We start from the raw sequence: 20,154 nt of genomic DNA on the forward strand, positions 1-20,154 counted from the left end.
CGGCGAGATCGAACGGCGGCGTCGAATATGGATTGCCACCCCCGATTTCCTGCTTGCTTTCATATTAATATATTAGTATGCTTCCCTTGTGTTCAAGCGTTGTGGGCCGCCGTTGCGGCGGCTGGCGCGACGTCCTGGACGTTTCCTCCCTAGACTCGAAGGCCATCGGGGACCACCCCGGTGGCCTTTTTTCTGCGCACGCTTTGGCTGCGGAGCCTGTTGTCCAGGGTGGAACACCCCGCGATGAACGGGGGCTGGCGCGGCCGGTGGTACATTCCCGACGCGCACATTGACAATCCATACAATGCCGGGCCTAATGTCTGGAAGGGAGCGCCCCGCCTCCCTGCAAGGATCACCATGCCGCAGCTTCCCGCCCCTCAAAACGCTTCCCACCCCATCGACTGGGCGCCCTCGCTGGAGGACCGCAGCCGGCCCGTCTACATCGCCATCGCCGACGCCATCGCGGCGGACATCGGCGCGGGGCGGCTGAGGCCCGGCGACCGGCTGCCCCCGCAGCGGATCCTGGCCGACCGGCTGGGCATCGACTTCACCACCGTCAGCCGCGCCTACGGGGAGGCGCGCCACCGCGGGCTGGTGGACGCGCGGGTCGGGCAGGGCACCTTCGTGCGCAAGACCAGCCATGTTCCCCCGCCCTTCGCCGCGGAGCCGCACACCACCGTTGGCACGGTCCCGCTGGCCGTCAGCATGGCGATGAACCAGCCGCCGCAGCCGGAGGACGCCGCCGCGCTCACCGCCCGCATGACCCGCGGCGTCGCCGCGGCCACCGCGGCTCTGGGGCTACCGGACCTGCTGCGCTACCCGGACGGGGCCGACAGCCCGGAGGACCGCGAGGCGGCGGTCCATTGGCTGCGCCATCGCCTGCCCGGCCTGACGGCGGAGCGGGTGTTGGTTGCGCCCGGCACGCAGGCCGCCCTGCTCGCCCTGCTCTCCGCCCTGGCCCGCCCCGGCGACACGGTCTGCGCGGAAGCGCTGACCTACCCCGGCTTCCGCGCCGCGGCGGCCCAGCTCGGGCTGCGGGTGGTCGGCGTTCCGATGGACGCGGACGGCATCGACCCCGACGCGCTGCGCGCCGCGCTCGCCGAGCACCGGCCCAAGGCGCTCTACTGCATCCCGACTTTCCACAACCCGACCACCGCGACCATGCCGGAGGAGCGGCGGCGGGCGGTCGTTGCGGCGGTGCGCGACCATGGCGTTCCGATCATCGAGGACGACATCTACGGCCCGCTGCCGGAAACGGCGCCGCCGCCGCTGGCCGCTTTCGCGCCGGAGCTGACCTACCACGTCGCCGGGCTTGCAAAATGCGTGTCCCCGGCGCTGCGCATCGCCTATGTGGCGGCGCCCGACGCCCGGCAGGCCCGCCGGGTGGCGGTGGCGCAGCGGGCGACCACGCTGATCGCCGCCCCCCTGTCCGCCGCCATCGCCCGGCTGTGGATCGCCGACGGCACCGCGGAGGCCGTGCGCGACGCCATCCGGGCGGAGGCCATGGCCCGCCGGGCGCTCGCCGAATCGCTCCTGCCGGCGGAACGGATCATCACCAAGCGGGAGGCCTTCCATCTCTGGCTCACCCTGCCGGACGGCTGGACCGGCGGGGAGTTCACCGCCCACCTGCGCAGCCGGGGCATTTCGGCGGTGGCCGCGGAGGCCTTCGCCACCACCCCGGACGTGCCCGCGGCCCTGCGCTTCTGCCTGGGCGCTCCGCTGGACCGCGACGAGACCCGCCGCGCGCTGGAGATCCTGGCCGACGCCCTGGTCCTGCCCCCCGCCACCGCGGGCGTGATCATCTGAATCCGGTCAACAGCCTGCTTCAGAGTGTCGCATTGCAGGGATCGACCCCCGAAAAATCGGGATTTTCCATACACAGCCTCCATTGAATGCATTCAATCACGCTTGCGAAGTCTGTGATTGAAGGCATACAGTCGGCGCCATGCCGCAGGCCACCGCTCGGGTGGTGCGGATGTTTGCGCAGAGGCACGCCATGCAGAATCTCGCCCGCTCGTCCAGCCTTCCCCCGCCGCCCTCCGCTCCGGCCCCGTCCACCCCGGCTTCTTCCGCCCCGGCTCCGTTCTACGCTTCGCACCAGAAGATCTACCCGAAGGCGGCGCGCGGCCGGTTCCGCCGCATCAAGTCGGCGCTGATGGTGGGCCTGCTGGCGCTGTTCATGCTGCTACCCTGGCTGCGCTGGGACCGCGGCGCCGGCCTGCCCAACCAGGCGATCCTCTTCGATCTGGACAGCCAGCGCTTCTACCTGTTTGCCCTCGAACTCTGGCCGCAGCACATCTACTACCTGACGGGCGCGATGATCCTCGCGGCGGTCGGCCTGTTCCTGGCGACCGCGCTGGCCGGCCGCGTCTGGTGCGGCTACACCTGCCCACAGACGGTGTGGACCGACCTCTACGTGAAGGTGGAGGAATGGATCGAAGGCGACCGCGGCGCCCGCATCCGGCTGGACAACGGCCCGCGCAACGCCGGCTGGCTGGCCAAGAAGACGGCCAAGCACGCGGTCTGGCTGCTGATCGCCCTGGCGACCGGGGCCTCGGCCCTCTTCTACTTCGTGGACGCGCCGGGCTACGTCGCGGACCTGCTGCGCTTCCAGCCCGGGCCGGTGGCGACCGGCTGGATCCTGTTCATGTCCGCCTGCACCTACGCCATGGCCGGCTTCATGCGGGAGCAGATGTGCGTCTATGTCTGCCCCTGGCCGCGCATCCAGGCCGCCCTGCTGGACGATGAGAGCCTCACCGTCACCTATCAGGACTGGCGCGGCGACGGCCGCGCGCCGCTGCGCAAGGAGCAGAGCTGGACGGAACGTTCCGCCGAAGGGCTCGGCGACTGCATTGACTGCAAGGCCTGCGTCCAGGTCTGCCCGACCGGCATCGACATCCGCGACGGCCTCCAGATGGACTGCATCAGCTGCGGCCTGTGCATCGACGCCTGTGACGACGTGATGGGCCGCATCGGGCGCCCCGGCGGGCTGATCCGCTACGACACCCAGTCCGCCCAGGAGGCCAAGGCCGTGGCCCGCAAGCCGGAGCCCTACCGGCTGGTCCGCCCGCGCACCATCATCTATTCGCTGGTGATGCTGGTGGTCGGCGGGATGATGACGCTGGGCGTGCTGCTGGAGCCGACGGTGGACGTTTCCGTCCTGCGTGACCGGGCGCCGATCTACGTCACCCTGTCCGACGGCGCGATCCAGAACAGCTACACGGTCAAGATCTCCAACATGACCCCCGCCCCGCAGGGCTACCGCCTGACGGTCTCCGGCCCCCGCGGCGCCACGGTGACGGCGGTTGGTAGCGAGGCAGTTGGTGGCGGGGCTGCCGATGGCGCAGCACCGGTGCTGGGCGCCGAACCCGACACGGTGCAGACCCACCGCATCCATGTCCGCGCCCCGGCGGGCGCCGCGGTGGCCGGCTCCACGCCGCTGACCCTCACCCTGACCCGCCTGTCGGACGGGGTGGTCCATCAGGCCGAGACGGTGTTCCTCGCTCCCTGACCCGCCTTACAACGGACCGTCGCGGTCGCGGCGGTCCCGCGGGGCGGTGTGGCCGATGATGGCGCTGAAGCCGAACAGCAGAAGCAGGACGCCCATCACGATCTCGATCCCGCAGATCAGCCGCACCGCCCCCGTCACCGGGTGGATGTCGCCGTAGCCGACCGTGGCGAAGGTGACCAGAGAGAAGTACAGCCCCTCCGGAAAGGTCAGGTCGCGGCGCACGCCGTCGATGATGAAGTTCGGCTCCACCATGAAGCGGTCGAGGACGGTGTAGAAGGCGCCGAACATGATGATGCACAGCGAATAGAAGGTCAGGAAGGCGAAGGCCGGCAGCACCAGCCGGGCCGCCTGCTGGAAGAAGCCCTCGAACAGCAGCCCGGCATCGAGCAGGAAGACGGCGATGTCGCGGGCGACGAGGGCGACGACGATCCCGATGGCGGTCATCGACAGCAGGAAGATCGCCGTCAGCATCTCCGGCGACACGTCCCGCCCCGGCAGCAGGAAGGTCAGCGCGCCGATCCCCCAGACCGGGGCCATCCACAGGAAGATGCGGTCGAAATGCCCGCCGTCGCGCAGCCGCCGCGACATCACGATGCTGCGGATCGTGTTGGCCCGCCACCACGCACCCCCAAGGAAGGCGATCAGCGGGATCGCGAAGGCGGCGGCCTGGATGTGCGACGGGATGCTGTGGAAGTTGCTTTCCAGGAAGAAGACGAACACGCAGGCGTAGACGCCGATGAAGTTCGCCAGGGCCAGGCTGAAGAATTGGCTTCCCGGAAACAGATAGTGGAAGGCCCCGACGACGAGGCCGACCGACCCCAGCAGGGCGATGGCCAGATCGCCCGACACCGAGCGGATGGACAGGGCGATCATTCCCTGCATCAGCGCGGTCAGCACCGCGCCGGTCAGCCAGGACCGGCGTGCGCGCGGCCGGGACGTAGGGGCGGGGCCGGCGGCCTTGCTGGGGCGGCGGTCGGGGAGGATCTGGTCCATGCGCGAACCGGTTGCCGGAGGTGCCCACCTTATAGCGCCACCGCCGGTCCCGATGGCAGGACTTTCAACCGCCCTCCCCCAACGGGCTTTACGGTAAGCCTACCAGCCGCCCGTGCTCAGCCAGCGCTCCACCATGTCCAGCCGGTCCCAGCCCCAGAAGGGCTCGTCGTCGACGATGACGAAGGGAGAGCCGAAGACTCCGCGGTCCACCGCCGCGTCGTTCTCGGCGCGCAGGCGGTCCTTGACGGTCTGGTCCTGGAGGGCCGCCGCCACCGCCGCCCGGTCGTGGCCGAGCGTGCCGGCGATCTCCACCACCGTTTCGGCGGGGCCGATGTCGCGCCCCTCCCCCCAATGGGCGTGGTAGAGGGTGCGGGCCAGCAGCTTCGCCTGCTCGGGATGCTCGTCGGTCAGCCAATAGAAGGCGCGCGACGCGGCGACGCTGTTGGCGGGGGCCGAGTCGGGGTAGGTGAAGGGCGCGTTGGTCAGCCGGGCGATCCGGCCCACGTCATGGACCAGATACTCGCCGCGCAACGGCTGCTGAAGGTTCGGCTTCATCCCCGTCACCTTGAAGATGGCGCCAAGCAGGATCGGGCGCCAGGTGACGGTGCGGCCATGCGCCGCAGCCAGCTCCTCGATGCGGCGGCTGGCGAAATAGCCGTAGGGCGAGGCAAAGTCGAAATAGAAATCGATGGGGTCGGCCATCCGCGGTTCCTCCCGGTTCTGCTTTTCCGGAAAGGCTAGCGCGCGCCGAAGGTTCCGTCCAGCCGCCGACGGCTGGACGGGACGCTAGACCGCCTTCACCTTGGCGTCGAAGACGTAGCCGGCGCCGCGCTCGGTCTTGATGATGCGCGGCTCCTTCGGATTCGCCTCGATCTTGCGGCGCAGACGCAGGATCAGCACGTCGATGGAGCGGTCGAACACCTCCGCCCCGTCGGCGCGGGTCAGGTCCAGCAGCTGGTCGCGGGTCAGCACGCGCTGCGGGCGCTTCACGAAGGCGGCCAGCAGGCCGAACTCCGCCTTGGTCAGCTCGACCTCGCGCCCCTCCTGGCTGCGCAGGCGCTGGGCGGTCAGGTCCAGTTCCCAGTTGGCGAACTGCACGACGGCGCGCAGATCGTCGGGGCTGCGCGGGGGGCGCCCCTCGCCGGAGACGCGGCGCAGCACGGCCTTGATGCGGGCCAATAATTCGCGCGGGTTGAACGGCTTGGTCAGATAATCGTCGGCGCCCAGTTCCAGACCGACGATGCGGTCCACGTCCTGGTCCTTCGACGACAGGATGATGACGGGGATGTGCGATTCGGTGCGGATCTGGCGGACCAGCCCCAGCCCGTCGCCGTCGGGAAGCCGCAGGTCGCAGACCACCAGATCGACGGAATCGCTCTCCAACGCCTTCTTCGCCGCGGCCGTGTCCGGTGCGGTGGTCACGCGGTAGCCTTCCGAAGCCAGATAGGACTCCAAAAGTTCGCGTACCGGCTCGTCATCATCGACCGCGAGAATGTGCATGGCCGTTACCTCCCGTCCTCTTCATAGCTCACCGCCATGGGTGCACGCAATCGGTTACAACCCCGTAACAGGCACTCGCCGCACGACCGCTGGGTGAATCGGCTGAAACATCCCACCGTGCGAACGAAACGAAAAAGCCGGTTTCCTGAAATCACGCGGTCATCACAGGTTGGTTTATTCCTCTCAGCCGCGAGGCGAAAGGCAAAAGCCCGCACCGAAGGGGAATGACGATGCTCGTGCTCGACCAGTGCCTGGAACGGATGGCCCATCTCGACCGCGCCGACCGCCTGCTGAACGAGGTGCGCGTCTACAACAGCCGCCTGCCGATCCGCGAAGCGCTGGCCCAGCACCGCGCGCTTCTGAGCGAGGCCCGCCGCCACATCGAATCGGCGCGCACGCTGGTCGGCGAGCCCTGAGCCGGAGATGCGAAACGCTCAACAGCGCGCGGTGACCTCGATCTCGATCCTCATGCGCGGGTCGGCCAGCGGGCAGACCATGGTCGTGCCGATGGGCGGGCGGTCGCGGAACTCCTCCGCCAGGATCGGCTGAACCCGAGGAAAGTCCGCGGCGTCCGCCAGATAGACCCGCATCCGCACCACATCCGACAAGTCCGCTTCCGACCGCCGCAGCGTCCGGCGGATGTTGCGCAGGGTCTGGCGCGCCTGCTCCTCCACGTCGCCGGCCATCGTCCGGCGCTCCGCATCGAAGCCGGAGGTGCCGGACACGAACACCCACCGCCGGTCCGGAGCACCCGCGGCCCCGGCCACACTGCCGGCCACGACGGCCCGAACGCCGTCCCCCCGCCAGCCGCCGGCCACCCCTTCAGCTCCGCTCTCGCCAGGATTCATGGCTCTCCCCTCCCTTTATTGTTCGTGTTCTTTATAGTCAGCAAAACCGACTTGGCACCTTTATGTCACAGAGGGCCGAACCCGCACAAACCCTGACCAGCGGCGGTTCCGCGGCATGTCGGCGCGGTTCGGTCCTTTCCGCCTGCCCAAATCTTTCCCAAATCAAAGCGTAAGCCGGGCCAATCAGTCGGGCCCAGTCAGCCGGGTCCAATCAGCCGGGCCAAGAATGCCCAATCGTCCATAACGGGAGAAACCCGCATGTCCGGGATCACGAAAGCCGCCCTCTTCACCCTCGCCGTGCCGCTGCTGGCCGCGCCCGCCCTGGCGGCGGACCAGCCGCCGGGAGCGCTGTCGCTGAAGCGGGTGCTGCTGTCCACCGGCGGCGTCGGCTATTTCGAGCATGAGGCGCGCGTGTCCGGCGACGCGGCGCTGACCCTGGAGGTGCGCCGCGATCAGGTGGACGACGTGCTGAAGAGCATCGTGGTCTACGACGACCACGGCGGCATCGGCACGGTGGACCTGCCGGGGCAGGAGCCGCTGGAGACCGCATTCCGCGAGTTGCCCTTCACGCCGGAGGATCTCGCCTCCCCCACCGCCCTGTTGAACGCGATGAAGGGGGCGGAGGTGCAGACCAGCGGCTCCCGCGCGGTGTCGGGCCGGCTGCTCTCGGTGACCGAGGAATACACCCAGCTTCCCAACGGCGGCGGCACCGTCACCCGCAACCGGGTCAGCCTGATGACCGCTGAGGGGCTGCGCCAGCTCGTCCTGGAGGAGACCGATTCCCTGCGCTTCGCCGACCCGCGGGTGCAGGAGCAGCTCGACACCGCGCTGGCCGCGGTCGCCGGAGCGGCGGGCAAGGAACGGCGGCGCCTGACCATCCGCACCACCGCCCCGCAGACGGACGCGGGCGCCGAGCGGACCGTGCGCGTCGCCTATGTGGTCGCCGCCCCGCTGTGGAAGGCGACGTACCGCCTGACCCTGCCCGAATCGGCGCCCGGATCGGCGAAGGGGGCCGAGGGCGGCACCGGCGATCTGCAGGGCTGGGCCGTGCTGGAGAATCTCAGCGGCGACGATTGGAAGGGGGTGGAGCTGTCGGTGGCCTCGGGCAACCCGGTCACCTTCCGTCAGGCGCTCTACTCCGCCTATTTCGTGAATCGGCCGGAGGTGCCGGTGGAGGTGCTGGGCCGCGTCCTGCCTCCCCCCGACGAGGGGGCCGTGGCCGCCGACGCGATGGCAAAGGCCATGGAACCGGCCGTCCGCTCGCGCGCCGCCACCGAGTCCGGCGCCCCCACCGCCATGGCCGCCCCGCCCGCCCCGGCGCCGGCCATGGGTGCGCCCTTCGCCGGGGCGATGCCGCAGCGCGCGGCGGAGACCACCCCCGCCGAGAGCACGGAGGCGACGGCGCAGGTGCTGTTCCGCTACCCGCAGCCGGTGACCCTGGCGAACGGCGGCACGATGATGATGCCGATCACCGCCCGCGCCATCCCGGCGGAGCGGCTGTCGCTCTACCAGCCCAACACCCAGCCGCGCCACCCGCTGGCCGCGCTGCGCCTCAGCAACGGCGACTCGGGCGAGACCGGCCTGCCGCCGGGCGTGCTGACGCTCTATGAGCGGCTGGGCGGGGCCGCCGCCTATGTGGGCGACGCGCGGCTGGCCACCCTTCCGGCGGGCGAGAGCCGAATCCTCAGCTTCGCGGTGGATCAGGCGGTGACGGTGGACCGCTCCGAGCAGCCGAGCCGCACCCTGTCCCGCGCCACCCTGGCCGACGGGGTGCTGCAGCTGACCGTGACCGACCGCCAGACCACCACCTACCGGATCTCCGGCGCGGCGGGCGAGGACCGCACCGTCATCGTCGAGCACCCGCGGCGGTCCGGTTGGGAGTTGGTGCAGCCAACCGGCGGGGCCGCTCCCGACCTGACGGCCGACGCCTACCGCCTGCCGGTGGCGGTGCCCGCCGGCCAGACGGTGACCCTGGCGGTCGCGCTGGAGCGCCCGCGGATCGAACGGTTCGGCCTCTCGGAAATGTCGCCGGAGCAGGTGCGGGCCTACGCCTCCTCCACGGAGTTGCCGCCCGCGGCGCGCGAGGCCCTGGCGAAGGTCGCGACCCTGCGCGGCGCCGTCGCCGACAAGGAGCGCCGCGTCGCCGACCTGGAGCGCGAACAGGCGGAGATCGGCAAGGAGCAGGAGCGGCTGCGCCAGAACCTCGCCACGCTGCCGCGCGACAGCGATTTGTTCAAGCGGACCATCGCCAAGATGGGCGAGCAGGAAACCCGCCTGGACGGTCTGTCCCGCGAGCTGTCCACCGCCCGCAAGGAGGCCGACACCGCCCGCAACACGCTGCGCGATCAGGTGCGCGGCATGACGTTCTGACGGTGAGGAGGCGCCGTCACCAGGGCAGCGGCGACACCCCGAACAGCATCCGGTGCAGGTGCAGCAGACCGCCATAGAGCAGCAGAGCCACCGCCGGGCGCCACCAGCCGATCTCCTTCCAGACGAGGCTTTGGCGCCCGGCCAGGATCGCCGCAAAGGGCAGGTTGGAGGTGCGCGCGGCGTAGCGGTCCCACGCCGCCCCCAGCCGCCGCGCCAGCTTCGCGTCGATCAGGACGCTGCCGCCCAGCGCCAGCAGGGCGAGGGTGCCGAACAGGATCAGCGAGGCGAGATCCCCGTTCGGCACCATATGGGCGACCGCCCACAACCCGACGCCCCACAGGAACGGGTTGCGCGTCACCCGCAGGATGCCGCGGACCGGCTCCCGCTCGCCGGTCAGCAGCGTCTCCTGCCCGACCGAGGTCGGGTTCGGGGTGGATAGGCCGGCGACGAGCAGGAACAGCGCCACCGGCACCAGCAGGACCGGCACCCAGGCCAGCCCGCCGGCGGGCGGCCACAACGGCACGGAGGGCGCCCCGTTGTAGGCCGCCACCAGCCACCAGAAGGCCAGCGCCGCGATCAGCGAATAGAGGCCGAGATAGGGCTTCTCGCCCAGTCGTCCGACCAGCGCCGCGCGCAGCGGCGTGCTGGAAATGCCGAAATGCGTCAGCAGCAGGAACAGCCCCGCGGCGGACAGATGGGCGATGGTGCCGGTCATGCGCGGTCTCCCGGTCGCGAAGCCTCTCGTCAGGCGCCCTTTTCCAGCGTCGTGCCGCTGCAATAGGCCCAGTCGTCGCCGTGCAGGCCGAAGAACAGGGCCACCGGCTGCTTGCCGGAGCGGTCGATCACCACGCGGAAGCGGTTGCCGGTACAGGCGCCCGCCGCCTGCTTCTGGTAGGGCAGCTTGACGCTCTTGGATTTCAGGCAGGAATCGGCGGCCTTGGGCGGGTTGGCCGACGCGTCGATGCGCTTGCCGTTCAGCACCATGTAGTAGTTGGTGGCCTGCCCGCCCTTCACCTCGGCCTTCACCTCGATCTTGCCGAATCGGGACTTGTAGAGCCCGGCGTCGGTTTCACCGTCCGGCGCGCCGGGAGCGATGGCGCGGAAGGACACGGCGCCGCAGGCCGGCGGCTCCTTCTTCTGGGCGAAGGCCGGCTGGGCCAGGGCGATGGTGGCGGCTCCTACGATCAGCGCGGCACCGAAAAGACGCGACAGCGGCATGCGAACCTCCTGGATCGGATGAAGGGGTTGGGGCGGGTCAGGCGGGGGCTTGGCAGAACAGGGTCTGCTGCATGATGGCGCAGTCCTTCTCCACCCCGCCGTCGAGCATGGAAATCTCGACGCTGGTGACGGTCAGGGTGCGGCCCGGCTTCAGCACGCGGGCGCGGGCGATCATCACCTCGCCCTTGGCCGGCGACATCAGGTTGACCTTGAACTCCACCGCCAGGACCTCGCTGCCCGCCGGCATCAGCGTGTAGCCGGCGTAGCCCCCGGCGTTGTCGGCCAGCGTGCTGACCATGCCCGCGTGGAAGAAGCCGTGCTGCTGCGTCAGGTCGGCGCGGAACGGCAGGCGCATCTCGCAGAAGCCGGGCTCCAGCCGCGTCAGCTCGATCCCCAGCGTCTTGCAGATCGGTTGGATTTCGAAGCTGGCGCGGCAGCGCGCCTCCCAGTCCGGGTCGCGCGGTTCGAAGATCTTGGGCACGTCTCGGGTCTCTCTGATCGTTTTCGGGGGTTCAAATCGGACGGCCCCTACCCTGCGCCAGCCTTACGTTCCGATCAAGCCGAGCTGCGGGCTCGACGCTTCCGCGAAGGCGCGTTTCGGCATGCGCCCGGCCAGACGAGCCGCCCGCCCCGCCGCCACCGCGTCGCGCATCGCCGCCGCCATGCGCACCGGATCGCGCGCCTTCGACACGGCGGTGTTCAGCAGGACGGCGGCGCAGCCCAGCTCCATCGCCAGGGCGGCGTCCGACGCCGTGCCGATCCCGGCGTCCAGAACCACCGGCACCGGGCTGCGCGCGCAGATCGTCTCGATGGCGTGCGGGTTGCGGATGCCCAGCCCCGAGCCGATGAAGGCGCCCAGCGGCATCACCGCCGCCGCGCCCAGATCGGCCAGCTTGCGGCAGGTCACCGGATCGTCGTTGCAGTAGGGCAAAACGGTGAAACCGTCGGCCACCAGCTCCTCGGTCGCGCGCAGCAGCTCCTCGACGTCGGGGTAGAGCAGTTCGCGGTCGCCGATGACCTCCAGCTTGATCCAGTCCACCCCCAGCGCCTCGCGGGCGAGCTGGGCGGTCAGCACCGCCTCCTTGGCGGTCAGGCAGCCGGCGGTGTTGGGCAGCAGCCCGGCGCGGTCGCCGATGACGTCGACGAGGCTCTCCGAATAGCCGTCCAGGCTGATGCGCCGGATGGCCAGCGTGACCAGGTCGCTGCCGCTGGCCTCCAGCGCGTCGAGCATGACCTGCTGGTTCGGATAGCCGGCGGTGCCGAGAAACAGGCGCGAGCGGAACTCACGGCCCGCTATGGTGAGCGTGTCGTTCATGGGTGTTTCCTTGGATGTCGGACCCGCGCTCCGGCGGGTGGGAAGGTCAGCCGCCCTGCGCTCAGCCGCCCTGCACGGGGCGGATGATCTCGAGGGCGTCGCCCGCGGACAGGGGCGTCTCGTCCCAGCGGCGGGACGGCAGGACGGCGCCGTTCAGGGCGACGGCGACCCCGCGCGTGCCCGCGGCGATTCCCCGCCCGGCCAGCAGGGCGGCGACGGTGGGGGCGGCGAGATCCTCCTCCCGTCCATTCACGCGGATGCGGGCGCTCATGCCGCGGCTCCCTTCGGCTGGGCGAAGCGGTCGAGCGCGAAGGGGCGGATCACCGGATCGGCCTCCCCGGTCAGGACCAGCCGCGCCACCGAATCCGCGGTGACCGGGGTCAGCAGGATGCCGTTGCGGTGGTGCCCGGTGGCGTAGACCAACCCCTCCACCTCCGAGAGGCCGAGGATCGGGGCGTCGTCGCGGGTGCCGGGGCGGAAGCCGGCCCATGCTTCCTCGATGGGCAGTTCGGCGATGCCCGGCAGGGCGCGCCACGCCCCTTCCAGCAGGGCGAACTGGCCCCCGGCGGTCAGCCGGTCGTCGAAGCCGCGCTCCTCCGTCGTGGCGCCGACCAGCAGCCGCCCGTCCAACCGCGGGATCAGGTAGGTGCCGGGAGTCCACACCACATGACGCAGCAGCGGCAGGCGGGCGTCCATGCGCAGGCAGAGCATCTGCCCCTTCACCGGGCGCACCGGCGGACGCACCGCCGGAGACAGCCCGTCGATCCAGCCTGACCATGCCCCAGCGGCCAGAACCACTTGATCAGCCTCGAAAAGCCGGTCGCCGACCTGGACGCCGACGGCCCGGCCGCCGCGGATCTCGATGCGGGACACCTCGGCATACTCGTGCACCACGGCGCCGGCCCGCAGGGCGGCGGCGTGCAGGGCGGTGGCAACCTTGCGGTTGTCGACCTGATGGTCGCCGGCGCAGAACAGCGCGCCGGCCACGCCCGGCTGGAGATAGGGCTCGCGCCGCCGCACCTCCGCCCCGCTCAGCCATTCCACCGGCAGGCCGAGCTTGGTCTGGAAGTCGTGCAGGAAGCGCACCTTGGCCGCGTCGTCGGCGTTCAGCGCGATGACCATCGTGCCTTCGTCGCGCAGGTCAACCGCCATGCCGGCGGCGGCCTCAAGCTCCGCCGCGAAGGCGGGCCACAGGTCCTGCGAGGCGCGGGTCAGCGGCAGAAGACTCTCTTCGCCGGGCTCCGTCTCCACGCAGGCGGCGAGCATGCCGCCCGCGGCGTGGCTGGCGCCCCGGCCGGGCGCGCCGCGGTCGAAGACCTCGACCCGGCAGCCGGCGGCGGCCAGCCTCCAGGCGATGGACAGGCCGATCACCCCGGCGCCGACCACGGCGACGGAGGGTCCTCCAGAAACGGAAAGGGTGGAATCAGAATGAAGTAAGGGCGCGGATACCATGCGGCGGCTCCCTTCGCTGGCATTATCCAGACAGGTTCGATGGGTGTGATCTCAGCCGCGCGAGCGCATCCCGCACGGCACCCCAGCCAATGCCCGGATCATCCGGAAGAGAGCCGCCTTTGGCAAGCCCCTTTTCGTTGGTCACAGCAACAAAAGCGACGCCAGCCCCAGGAAGGACAGGAACCCGATGACGTCGGTCATGGTGGTCAGGAAGACCGAACTCGCCACCGCCGGATCGACGCCCAGCCGGTCCAGCCCGATGGGAATCAGCACCCCGCACAGGCCGGCGACGAACAGGTTGATGACCATGGCGCAGCCGATGACCAGCCCGATCATCGGCTCGAACCACGTCGCGGCGATGGCCCCGACGAGCGTGGCGAAGACGGCGCCGTTGAGCAGCCCGACCAGCACCTCCTTCCCCACCACGCGGGGCGCGTTGGAGGACGACAGCTCACGCGTCGCCAGGGCGCGCACCGCCACGGTCAGGGTCTGGGTCCCGGCGTTGCCGCCCATCGAGGCGGTGATCGGCATCAGCACGGCCAACGCCACGATCTGCTCGATGGTCGCCTCGAACAGCGAGATGACGCCCGCCGCCGCGAAGGCGGTGAACAGGTTCACGCCCAGCCAGGAAATGCGCGAGCGCGAGGTTTCCAGAACCGAGCGATAGATGGAGGTGTCGCCGACGCCGCCCAGTTTGCCGATGTCGTCCTCGGCCTCCTCGTCGATGATGTGGACCACGTCGTCGACGGTGATGACGCCGATCAGCCGCCCGCCGGCGTCCACCACGGGGGCGGAGACCAGGGCGTATTGGCGGAACAGGTTCGCCACCTCCTCCTGGTCCATGGTGGCGGGAATGGTGTCCACCTCCTCCGTCACCAGATCGGCGATGCGGACCGACCGCTTCTGGCGCAGCAGGCGCGACAGTGGCACAGCGCCGACCACCCGGTGCATCGGATCGACGACGAAGATGTCGTAGAAGTCCTCCGGCAGCTCGTCGGTGGCGGCGCGGACATAGTCGATGGTCTTGCCGACCGTCCAGAACTGCGGCACCGCCACCAGATCGCGCTGCATCAGGCGGCCGGCGGTGTATTCGTCGTAGGTCAGGTTCTCCTGAACCAGCGCGCGGTCGGCGGCCGGCAGATTCTCCAGAACCTCGCGCCGGGTGTCCTCGTCCAGATCCTCGATGACGTCGACGGCGTCGTCCGTGTCCAGCTCCGCGACGGCGGCGGCCAGCTCCTTCGGCTCGAACAGCTCGACGATCTCCTCGCGGAGATCGGGGTTGAGGTAGCTCAGCACCTCGCCGTCGAAGTCGGGGCGCAGGACGCCGACCAGCGCCTCCCGGTCGTCGTGGCCGAGCTGCTCGATCAGATCCGCGATGTCAGCGGGATGCAACGTGTCCAGCTCGGCGCGCAGATCGTCGCGCCGTCCGGCGTGCAGCCGTTCGACGACCTCCTCGACGAACTCCGGCTCCACACCATAGGCGCGCTCCTCCTCCCCGTCCTCGCGGGGCGGGTCGGGGCGTTCGGCCGGGTGCGGCACATCGTCCTGGATACGATCCGGTTCCTGGCGGTCGGTGTGCATGGCGGCACCCTCCCTGTACGATGGCAATGCGGCGTGACGGCATGGTCCTGCGATCGGCCGACCATGGCGCACCGGCGTTTGCGGGTTGGTGGGGAGCCCTTGCGGGTTCCCGCCGGGGCGCCCACCGAATATAGGTGTGCCGCCGTTTTGTCCAGCGCGGCGGGCCGCTCCGGCTTCTCCAGACCCTCGCGCAATGCTTGCGTGGGCTGCGCAATTCGTGCACCCATAATGCGCGCGCGGCTTTTTTCCCCGCGCAGGCAGCGAAAAACAGACACCACCGGCCAACGGATGTGACGATGGAGTACGCCTACACCGACATCGACGGTCAGGAAGGGATCATGCTGTCGGGGCGTTTCACCTACGACGACAGCCGCAAGTTTCATGATTTGCTGGCGGACTGGGACATCGGCGCGCGGCCCGAGGTGCGGCTGGACCTGCGTTACATGACCTTCCTGGATTCCGCGGCGATCGGCATGCTGTTCGTCCTCGCCAACCGCTGCCGCGACGCGAAGGGACTGGTGACGGTGCACAATGCGCAACCCTACATCGTGCAGACCATGCGGCGCGTCGCACTCGACCAGTATGTGGAGTTCCGCTGAGGCGGCCCGGCGTTACAGGAAGCCCTCCCTCTTCAGAACCGCAGCCAACCGGTCGACCGGAAGGCGCCAAGCCTTGTTGTGAGGCCGCAACGGCTCCCAGAGGCCGTCGTTCTCACCGACCACGCATCCGTAGCGGATGCCCTTGAGATTGCCCAACCGCCGGAACAGCCAGTTCACGTTCAGATCCATCTGCAGTTCGCACAGCGCCGCGCGGCTGTCGCAATAAACCACATTGGTCAGGCCCGCACCGTGCGGAGCCACGATGTGCGACGCCTCGGCAAATCGCTGCGCCTGTTCGGCGAGCGGAAGCGTCTCGCATTCGAGAATCTCGTAATCGGCCGCTTCCAGGAGGGTGATGACCTCCTGTTCGTTCAGCAATCGGCGATGCTCCGCGTTCCGGCGCGCGATGTACAACCGGCGGCCCGCCACCGTCGACGGCGCACCCAAGCCGGAAGACGCGAAGACGCGCAACTGCTCCGAGCGCGGGAAATGACCGAAATCGCCAATGTTGGGTATGAGAATCAACTCGTCCACTTCGACGGTTTCCGGCGCATGGACGGCCTGAAGCCGCATCGCCCGGCGGCTCGCGACGCCGTTCAGAAAATCCCACTGGAATTGACACCGCAAGGGCGGAACAAGAAAGACATCATCAAGGTACTTTTCCGGCAGGACGGAAAAACGGGACATCACATCGATGTTCCAATGGTAATAATTATAAGCTCCACCCGGTGCGAGAAGGTGAACGGCGCGATTCTGCAACCGGCTGAACTTCTCGCTCGATACTGAAATCGAGCCGGCATCACGGTCGAGATGGATGCCATGCTCCGCCAGTTCGATGTATTGGATGGTTTCATCAAGCAGGCAAAGCCCGGTCTGTCCGGTGGTCTGGTCCACCGGCCTGAGCATGACGATGCCGGACGACGAATGGACCAGGGCGCCGCGGAGCCGGTAGAGCCGCACCGACGCCGAGCGGTAGACCGATTCGCACCATGCCCCCTCGTAGGGACGCTCGAAAACCCGGCGATGCGAGAAATCCGTGTCGCCGAAAGCCAGCGGCGCGACCCCGATCTCCCGCGCCGGCAACAACTCGCGCGACTCCACGATGGGATGCCCATCGCCGTCGACCAAGTGCCGCGCCTCCGCCTCGGCGAGCGACAAATGGAGAGGAAGGTTCATGTCACGGGCATCCGGGCTGGTCCTGGCTGACGGAACCGTTTCCCCCGTCTTGGGCTGTTTGTCGGCCCCTGCTTCGCGCGAAAAAACAAAAGGACGCCGTATGACGGGCGCCCTTTCAACATCTCATTCCTCCCGGAGGGAGGATGGTGCGGTCGAGAAGACTCGAACTTCCACGGCATTTCTGCCACAGCGACCTCAACGCTGCGCGTCTACCAATTCCGCCACGACCGCACAAGGCTGGTAGAACCGAGGAGGGAACTGCTCCCCTCATCGGGTGGAGCGGGGGAATAGCAGATCCCCAACGCCCGATCAAGCGGCGTCTCGCGTTTTTGCCAAAGAAAGTTCATAACGTCGGCATGACCGACCTCACCGCCCCCGTTCCGCCCGCCCCCGACGTCCTTGGCAATGCCGTTCTCGCCCCCGCTCCCGCACCGACGCGGGCGGTGGAATGGCGCATCAGCGACACGCCCGTCCCCTATCCCGACGCGCTGGCCGAGATGGAGGCGCGCGTCGAGGCCATCCGCGCCGGCACCGCGCCGGAGCTGGTCTGGCTGCTGGAGCATCCGCCCCTCTACACCGCCGGCACCAGCGCGCGGGAGGAGGACCTGCTGGAACCGGGCCGCTTCCCCGTCTATCAGGCCGGGCGCGGCGGGCAATTCACCTATCACGGGCCGGGGCAGCGCGTGGCCTATGTGATGCTGGACCTGAAGACGCGCGGCGCCGACATCCGCGCTTTCGTCCAGGATCTGGAGGAGTGGCTGATCCGCACGCTGGCCGCCTTCAACATCCGCGGCGAACGGCGGGAGGGCCGGGTCGGCATCTGGGTGGACAAGCAACCCTACGGCGGCGCCCCCGGCCAGGAGGACAAGATCGCCGCGATCGGCGTGCGGGTGCGCCGCTGGGTCAGCTTCCACGGCGTCGCCCTGAACGTCGAGCCGGACCTGTCCCACTTCGCCGGCATCGTCCCCTGCGGCATCAGCGAACATGGGGTGACCTCCATCGTGGCGCTCGGCCATCTCGTCACCATGGAGGATGTGGACGCCGCCCTGATCGCCAGCTTCGCGGAGGTCTTCGGCGGCGGGCCGGACGGGGAGTGACCTTTACCGCTTCGGCGCCCCGGCAGACTGGGCGTCGTTCAGGACGCGCAAATCCTCGTTGGTGATCGACACGATGGTGCAGCCGGTGCTGTCGCCGTTGCGGAACAGATAGATCAGCTTGCGGTTCGCCTGCTTATTCGGGTCGTGCAGGTTCAGGCCGTGGCCGAAGGCGACGCCCAGAACTTCGCCCTTGAAGATGGCGCGGTAGCGCATGGGCATCTGTTCCCGGAACTGGCGGGACGCGCAGGCCTTGCTCAGCTCCTTCTCGAAGGTTCCGGCGTGCCGCCAGTCCTGGGTGGAGCGGATCGTCACCCATTGCGGCGGCAAGGGGTACCGAACCACCGGCGGCGACAGCGGCAGGTCGTAGCCGCCGGGCGGCACCGGCGGCATGTGCCCCGGCTCGGTCCGGTCGAGCGGCCCCTTGGCCATGGCGGCTCCGGTCGTCAGCATGCCAAGCGACAGAAGCGTGCCGCGCAGGAGCCGGAGCGCTGATTTTGGCCTTTTGCCGCTCATTCCGATCCGCTTGCCCCCACCCTAACCCTCCCCCGCTGCGCAGGGGAGGGGACTGCCGCCGCTCCGCGAATATCTCCCTCCCCTGCGCCAGCGGGGGAGGGCCGGGGTGGGGGCACGGCGCTCCGCCCCCCTCATCCCCACCCGACAGCCTAGCCGCGTATGGCTAACAGAAGGCTAACCACCCCTCGCCGCCGTCACAGCGTCGGGCGCTGCTCGAAGGCGCCCGGACCAGGATCACGGGCCGGCTCGACGGCGATGTCGCTGACGATGGCGGCGGAGGGGCCGCGGCGGCAGGCCTCCAGCATCCGGTCCACGGCGTCCGCCGGGCCGGCGAACAGCGCCTCCACCGTGCCGTCGCCGCGGTTGCGCACCCAGCCGGCCAGCCCCAGCCGGTTCGCCGTGTCCACCGTCCAGCCGCGGTACCACACGCCCTGCACCTTGCCGTGAACGCGGGCCAGCACGGCCTTGCGGTTGTCCTCGTCCCCCATTCCCTTCCCCGATGTCGCTTTCCCTAAGGTCAGGACAATAAGACAGACGGCGGTTCGGGAAAACCCGGCGCCACCCGGCGCCCTCTCCTCCCCCAATGAACAGTGCCGCCAACCATTCGTCGGCGTATCATCCGTGCATGGCGGGGCGCGGGACCTCCTGTGACCGCCGGGCCGCGACAGCGAAGGCCGCGACCGGGCACGGGCGGGCTCGCGCACCCTGAACGAACGGTTCGGGAGGAACGGACATGACCATCCGAAACCCTGCGGAATGGGGAGCGGCCCATTTCAAATCCTGGTCCCACGGCTTGGCCGAAGCGGGCCACGCCATCGCCCCGCCGGCGCGGGAACGGGCGGCGCTGGAGCCCACGGTACGGCGCATCCGCAGCGACGACCTGCGCGACGCGCTGCGGAAGGGGCTTCATGATTTCATGGCCTGCCGGACCGACGTCCTCTTCATCGCCCTGATCTACCCACTGGTCGGACTGCTGCTGGCGGAGGTGGTGTTCAACGAGAACGCGCTGCACCTGCTGTTCCCGCTGTCCTCCGGCTTCGTGCTGATCGGCCCCTTCGCCGCGGTCGGCCTGTACGAGATGAGCCGCCGGCGCGAGCGCGGTGACCGCGTGTCCTGGGTGGACGCCTTCGCGGTGGCGCGCTCCCCGGCCTTCGGGGCGATCCTGGCGATGGGGGCGATCCTGACGGCGGTGTTCCTGCTGTGGCTGGTGGCGGCGCAGCTCATCTACATGGCCACCCTCGCCCCGCTGGCGCCGGAGGGCTGGAGCGCCTTCACCCAGGCGCTGTTCACCACCCGCGCCGGCTGGGCGATGATCGTGCTGGGGATCGGGGTCGGTTTCCTGTTCGCCGTTCTGGCGCTGGCGATCAGCGTCGTCAGCTTCCCGCTTCTCATGGACCGCCGGGTCGGCGTGGCGATGGCCATCCGCACCTCCGTCCGCGCGACGCTGAGGAATCCCGAGCCCATGGCGCTCTGGGGCCTGATTGTGGCGGGCGGGCTGCTGCTCGGCTCGCTGCCCGCCTTCGTCGGGCTGGTGATCGTCATGCCGGTGCTCGGCCACGCCACATGGCACCTCTACCGGCGCCTGATTCCCGAGGGCTGATCCCGGAGTGAGACAACCGGGTTAGCCGCAGGCCGGCACCTGCAGGGCGGGCAGCCCGTTCCACAGGATGGCGACCAGCGCCCCCGCAGCGGCGAGCGCGGTGAACAGGCGGATGAAGCGGCGCGGGTCCTCGCTGGCCCGCCGGCCCGGCGCGGCGCCCCACAGCGCCGCCGCCAGCACGCCGGCGGCCAGCAGCAGGGCGACCGCCGTGGCGCCGAGGATCAGCACCACCGCGACGGGGTGGCCGTACAACGCCACCCCGTCCCATTCGCGGGCGCAGATCAGCCCGTTGATGCCGTAGACCGCCGCGAAATGGGCCGCCCAGATCAGGAAGGCCGACATCATTCCGGTGAAGGTCGCGGTGAACGCCGTCTTCTCCAT

At 69.6% G+C, this 20,154-nt stretch carries 22 protein-coding genes, 1 tRNA gene and 1 riboswitch; of the genes, 7 read left to right on the forward strand and 16 right to left on the reverse strand.

Translation table 11 applies throughout. The features are described from left to right. Positions 1–357: 357 nt before the first annotated feature. Positions 358–1,806, forward strand: a complete 1,449-nt coding sequence (locus tag AC1DVI_RS10760) for an aminotransferase-like domain-containing protein (protein WP_476957958.1) — start codon at positions 358–360, stop codon at positions 1,804–1,806. 190 nt (positions 1,807–1,996) lie between these two features. After that, positions 1,997–3,511, forward strand: a complete 1,515-nt coding sequence (gene ccoG / locus AC1DVI_RS10765) for a cytochrome c oxidase accessory protein CcoG (protein ID WP_476957959.1) — start codon at positions 1,997–1,999, stop codon at positions 3,509–3,511. A gap of 6 nt (positions 3,512–3,517) precedes the next feature. Here ccoG and AC1DVI_RS10770 read toward each other — a convergent pair whose 3' ends face one another. The 3 genes from AC1DVI_RS10770 to AC1DVI_RS10780 form a co-directional block, all read right to left on the reverse strand. Continuing rightward, positions 3,518–4,504 carry a potassium channel family protein gene (locus tag AC1DVI_RS10770; protein WP_476957960.1) on the reverse strand — a complete coding sequence of 329 codons (987 nt, stop codon included), beginning with the start codon at positions 4,502–4,504 and terminating at the stop codon, positions 3,518–3,520. 99 nt (positions 4,505–4,603) lie between these two features. Next, complete coding sequence (locus AC1DVI_RS10775; RefSeq protein ID WP_014199879.1) at positions 4,604–5,206, reverse strand: 2-hydroxychromene-2-carboxylate isomerase; 603 nt, start codon at positions 5,204–5,206, stop codon at positions 4,604–4,606. Between the two features lie 84 nt (positions 5,207–5,290). After that, positions 5,291–6,004 (reverse strand): response regulator, encoded by a 714-nt coding sequence (locus AC1DVI_RS10780; protein ID WP_476957961.1) that lies wholly within the window; start codon positions 6,002–6,004, stop codon positions 5,291–5,293. Between the two features lie 224 nt (positions 6,005–6,228). On the opposite strand from AC1DVI_RS10780, the gene AC1DVI_RS10785 reads away from it, so the two are divergent. Continuing rightward, positions 6,229–6,420 (forward strand): hypothetical protein, encoded by a 192-nt coding sequence (locus AC1DVI_RS10785; RefSeq protein ID WP_247890036.1) that lies wholly within the window; start codon positions 6,229–6,231, stop codon positions 6,418–6,420. An 18-nt stretch (positions 6,421–6,438) separates the two neighbouring features. On the opposite strand, the gene AC1DVI_RS10790 is transcribed toward AC1DVI_RS10785, so the two are convergent. Then, entirely contained in the window at positions 6,439–6,852 is a 414-nt protein-coding gene (locus tag AC1DVI_RS10790; protein ID WP_149166318.1) for a Rid family hydrolase, read from the reverse strand. A gap of 258 nt (positions 6,853–7,110) precedes the next feature. Here AC1DVI_RS10790 and AC1DVI_RS10795 point away from each other — a divergent pair, with 258 nt between their 5' ends. Further along, complete coding sequence (locus tag AC1DVI_RS10795) at positions 7,111–9,222, forward strand: hypothetical protein (protein ID WP_476957962.1); 2,112 nt, start codon at positions 7,111–7,113, stop codon at positions 9,220–9,222. A gap of 16 nt (positions 9,223–9,238) precedes the next feature. On the opposite strand, the gene AC1DVI_RS10800 is transcribed toward AC1DVI_RS10795, so the two are convergent. From AC1DVI_RS10800 to mgtE, 7 genes are all read right to left on the reverse strand, one after another. After that, entirely contained in the window at positions 9,239–9,937 is a 699-nt protein-coding gene (locus AC1DVI_RS10800) for an NnrU family protein (protein WP_476957963.1), read from the reverse strand. A 29-nt stretch (positions 9,938–9,966) separates the two neighbouring features. Further along, complete coding sequence (locus AC1DVI_RS10805; protein WP_476957964.1) at positions 9,967–10,440, reverse strand: hypothetical protein; 474 nt, start codon at positions 10,438–10,440, stop codon at positions 9,967–9,969. Positions 10,441–10,477: 37 nt separating this feature from the next. Beyond that, complete coding sequence (locus AC1DVI_RS10810; RefSeq protein WP_476957965.1) at positions 10,478–10,921, reverse strand: PaaI family thioesterase; 444 nt, start codon at positions 10,919–10,921, stop codon at positions 10,478–10,480. Positions 10,922–10,984: 63 nt separating this feature from the next. Continuing rightward, complete coding sequence (gene thiG, locus AC1DVI_RS10815) at positions 10,985–11,755, reverse strand: thiazole synthase (protein WP_454020959.1); 771 nt, start codon at positions 11,753–11,755, stop codon at positions 10,985–10,987. Between the two features lie 61 nt (positions 11,756–11,816). Beyond that, positions 11,817–12,026, reverse strand: coding sequence for a sulfur carrier protein ThiS (thiS, locus tag AC1DVI_RS10820; protein WP_014199889.1), 210 nt, complete (start codon positions 12,024–12,026; stop codon positions 11,817–11,819). Continuing rightward, entirely contained in the window at positions 12,023–13,141 is a 1,119-nt protein-coding gene (thiO, locus tag AC1DVI_RS10825; protein WP_476957966.1) for a glycine oxidase ThiO, read from the reverse strand. Before thiO ends, thiS begins: the two co-directional genes overlap by 4 nt. 57 nt (positions 13,142–13,198) lie before the next feature. Next, positions 13,199–13,302, reverse strand: a riboswitch (TPP riboswitch). A gap of 46 nt (positions 13,303–13,348) precedes the next feature. Next, positions 13,349–14,788, reverse strand: coding sequence for a magnesium transporter (mgtE, locus tag AC1DVI_RS10830; protein WP_476957967.1), 1,440 nt, complete (start codon positions 14,786–14,788; stop codon positions 13,349–13,351). A gap of 296 nt (positions 14,789–15,084) precedes the next feature. Here mgtE and AC1DVI_RS10835 point away from each other — a divergent pair, with 296 nt between their 5' ends. Further along, positions 15,085–15,387 carry an STAS domain-containing protein gene (locus AC1DVI_RS10835; protein ID WP_014199893.1) on the forward strand — a complete coding sequence of 101 codons (303 nt, stop codon included), beginning with the start codon at positions 15,085–15,087 and terminating at the stop codon, positions 15,385–15,387. A gap of 12 nt (positions 15,388–15,399) precedes the next feature. Here the strand turns inward: AC1DVI_RS10835 and AC1DVI_RS10840 are convergent, their stop codons facing one another. Beyond that, positions 15,400–16,563: a glycosyltransferase family 61 protein gene (locus AC1DVI_RS10840; RefSeq protein WP_476957968.1), complete on the reverse strand. Its 1,164-nt coding sequence runs from the start codon at positions 16,561–16,563 to the stop codon at positions 15,400–15,402. A gap of 144 nt (positions 16,564–16,707) precedes the next feature. Then, a tRNA-Leu gene (locus AC1DVI_RS10845) sits at positions 16,708–16,794 on the reverse strand. A 125-nt stretch (positions 16,795–16,919) separates the two neighbouring features. On the opposite strand from AC1DVI_RS10845, the gene lipB reads away from it, so the two are divergent. Then, positions 16,920–17,660: a lipoyl(octanoyl) transferase LipB gene (gene lipB / locus AC1DVI_RS10850; RefSeq protein ID WP_476957969.1), complete on the forward strand. Its 741-nt coding sequence runs from the start codon at positions 16,920–16,922 to the stop codon at positions 17,658–17,660. 3 nt (positions 17,661–17,663) lie between these two features. On the opposite strand, the gene AC1DVI_RS10855 is transcribed toward lipB, so the two are convergent. Then, the gene (locus tag AC1DVI_RS10855; protein WP_476957970.1) at positions 17,664–18,110 is read right to left on the reverse strand and encodes a hypothetical protein; all 447 of its coding nucleotides are present in this window, start codon (positions 18,108–18,110) and stop codon (positions 17,664–17,666) included. 257 nt (positions 18,111–18,367) lie between these two features. Further along, positions 18,368–18,661 (reverse strand): acylphosphatase, encoded by a 294-nt coding sequence (locus AC1DVI_RS10860; protein ID WP_476957971.1) that lies wholly within the window; start codon positions 18,659–18,661, stop codon positions 18,368–18,370. Between the two features lie 245 nt (positions 18,662–18,906). Between AC1DVI_RS10860 and AC1DVI_RS10865 the strand changes: the two genes are divergently transcribed. Next, entirely contained in the window at positions 18,907–19,773 is an 867-nt protein-coding gene (locus tag AC1DVI_RS10865; protein ID WP_476957972.1) for a DUF2189 domain-containing protein, read from the forward strand. Between the two features lie 21 nt (positions 19,774–19,794). Here AC1DVI_RS10865 and AC1DVI_RS10870 read toward each other — a convergent pair whose 3' ends face one another. Next, on the reverse strand, positions 19,795–20,154 hold the full coding sequence (locus AC1DVI_RS10870; RefSeq protein ID WP_119510319.1) for a hypothetical protein: 360 nt from the start codon (positions 20,152–20,154) through the stop codon (positions 19,795–19,797).

The sequence above is a fragment of the Azospirillum sp. P4_B5 genome (genome assembly GCF_056402275.1).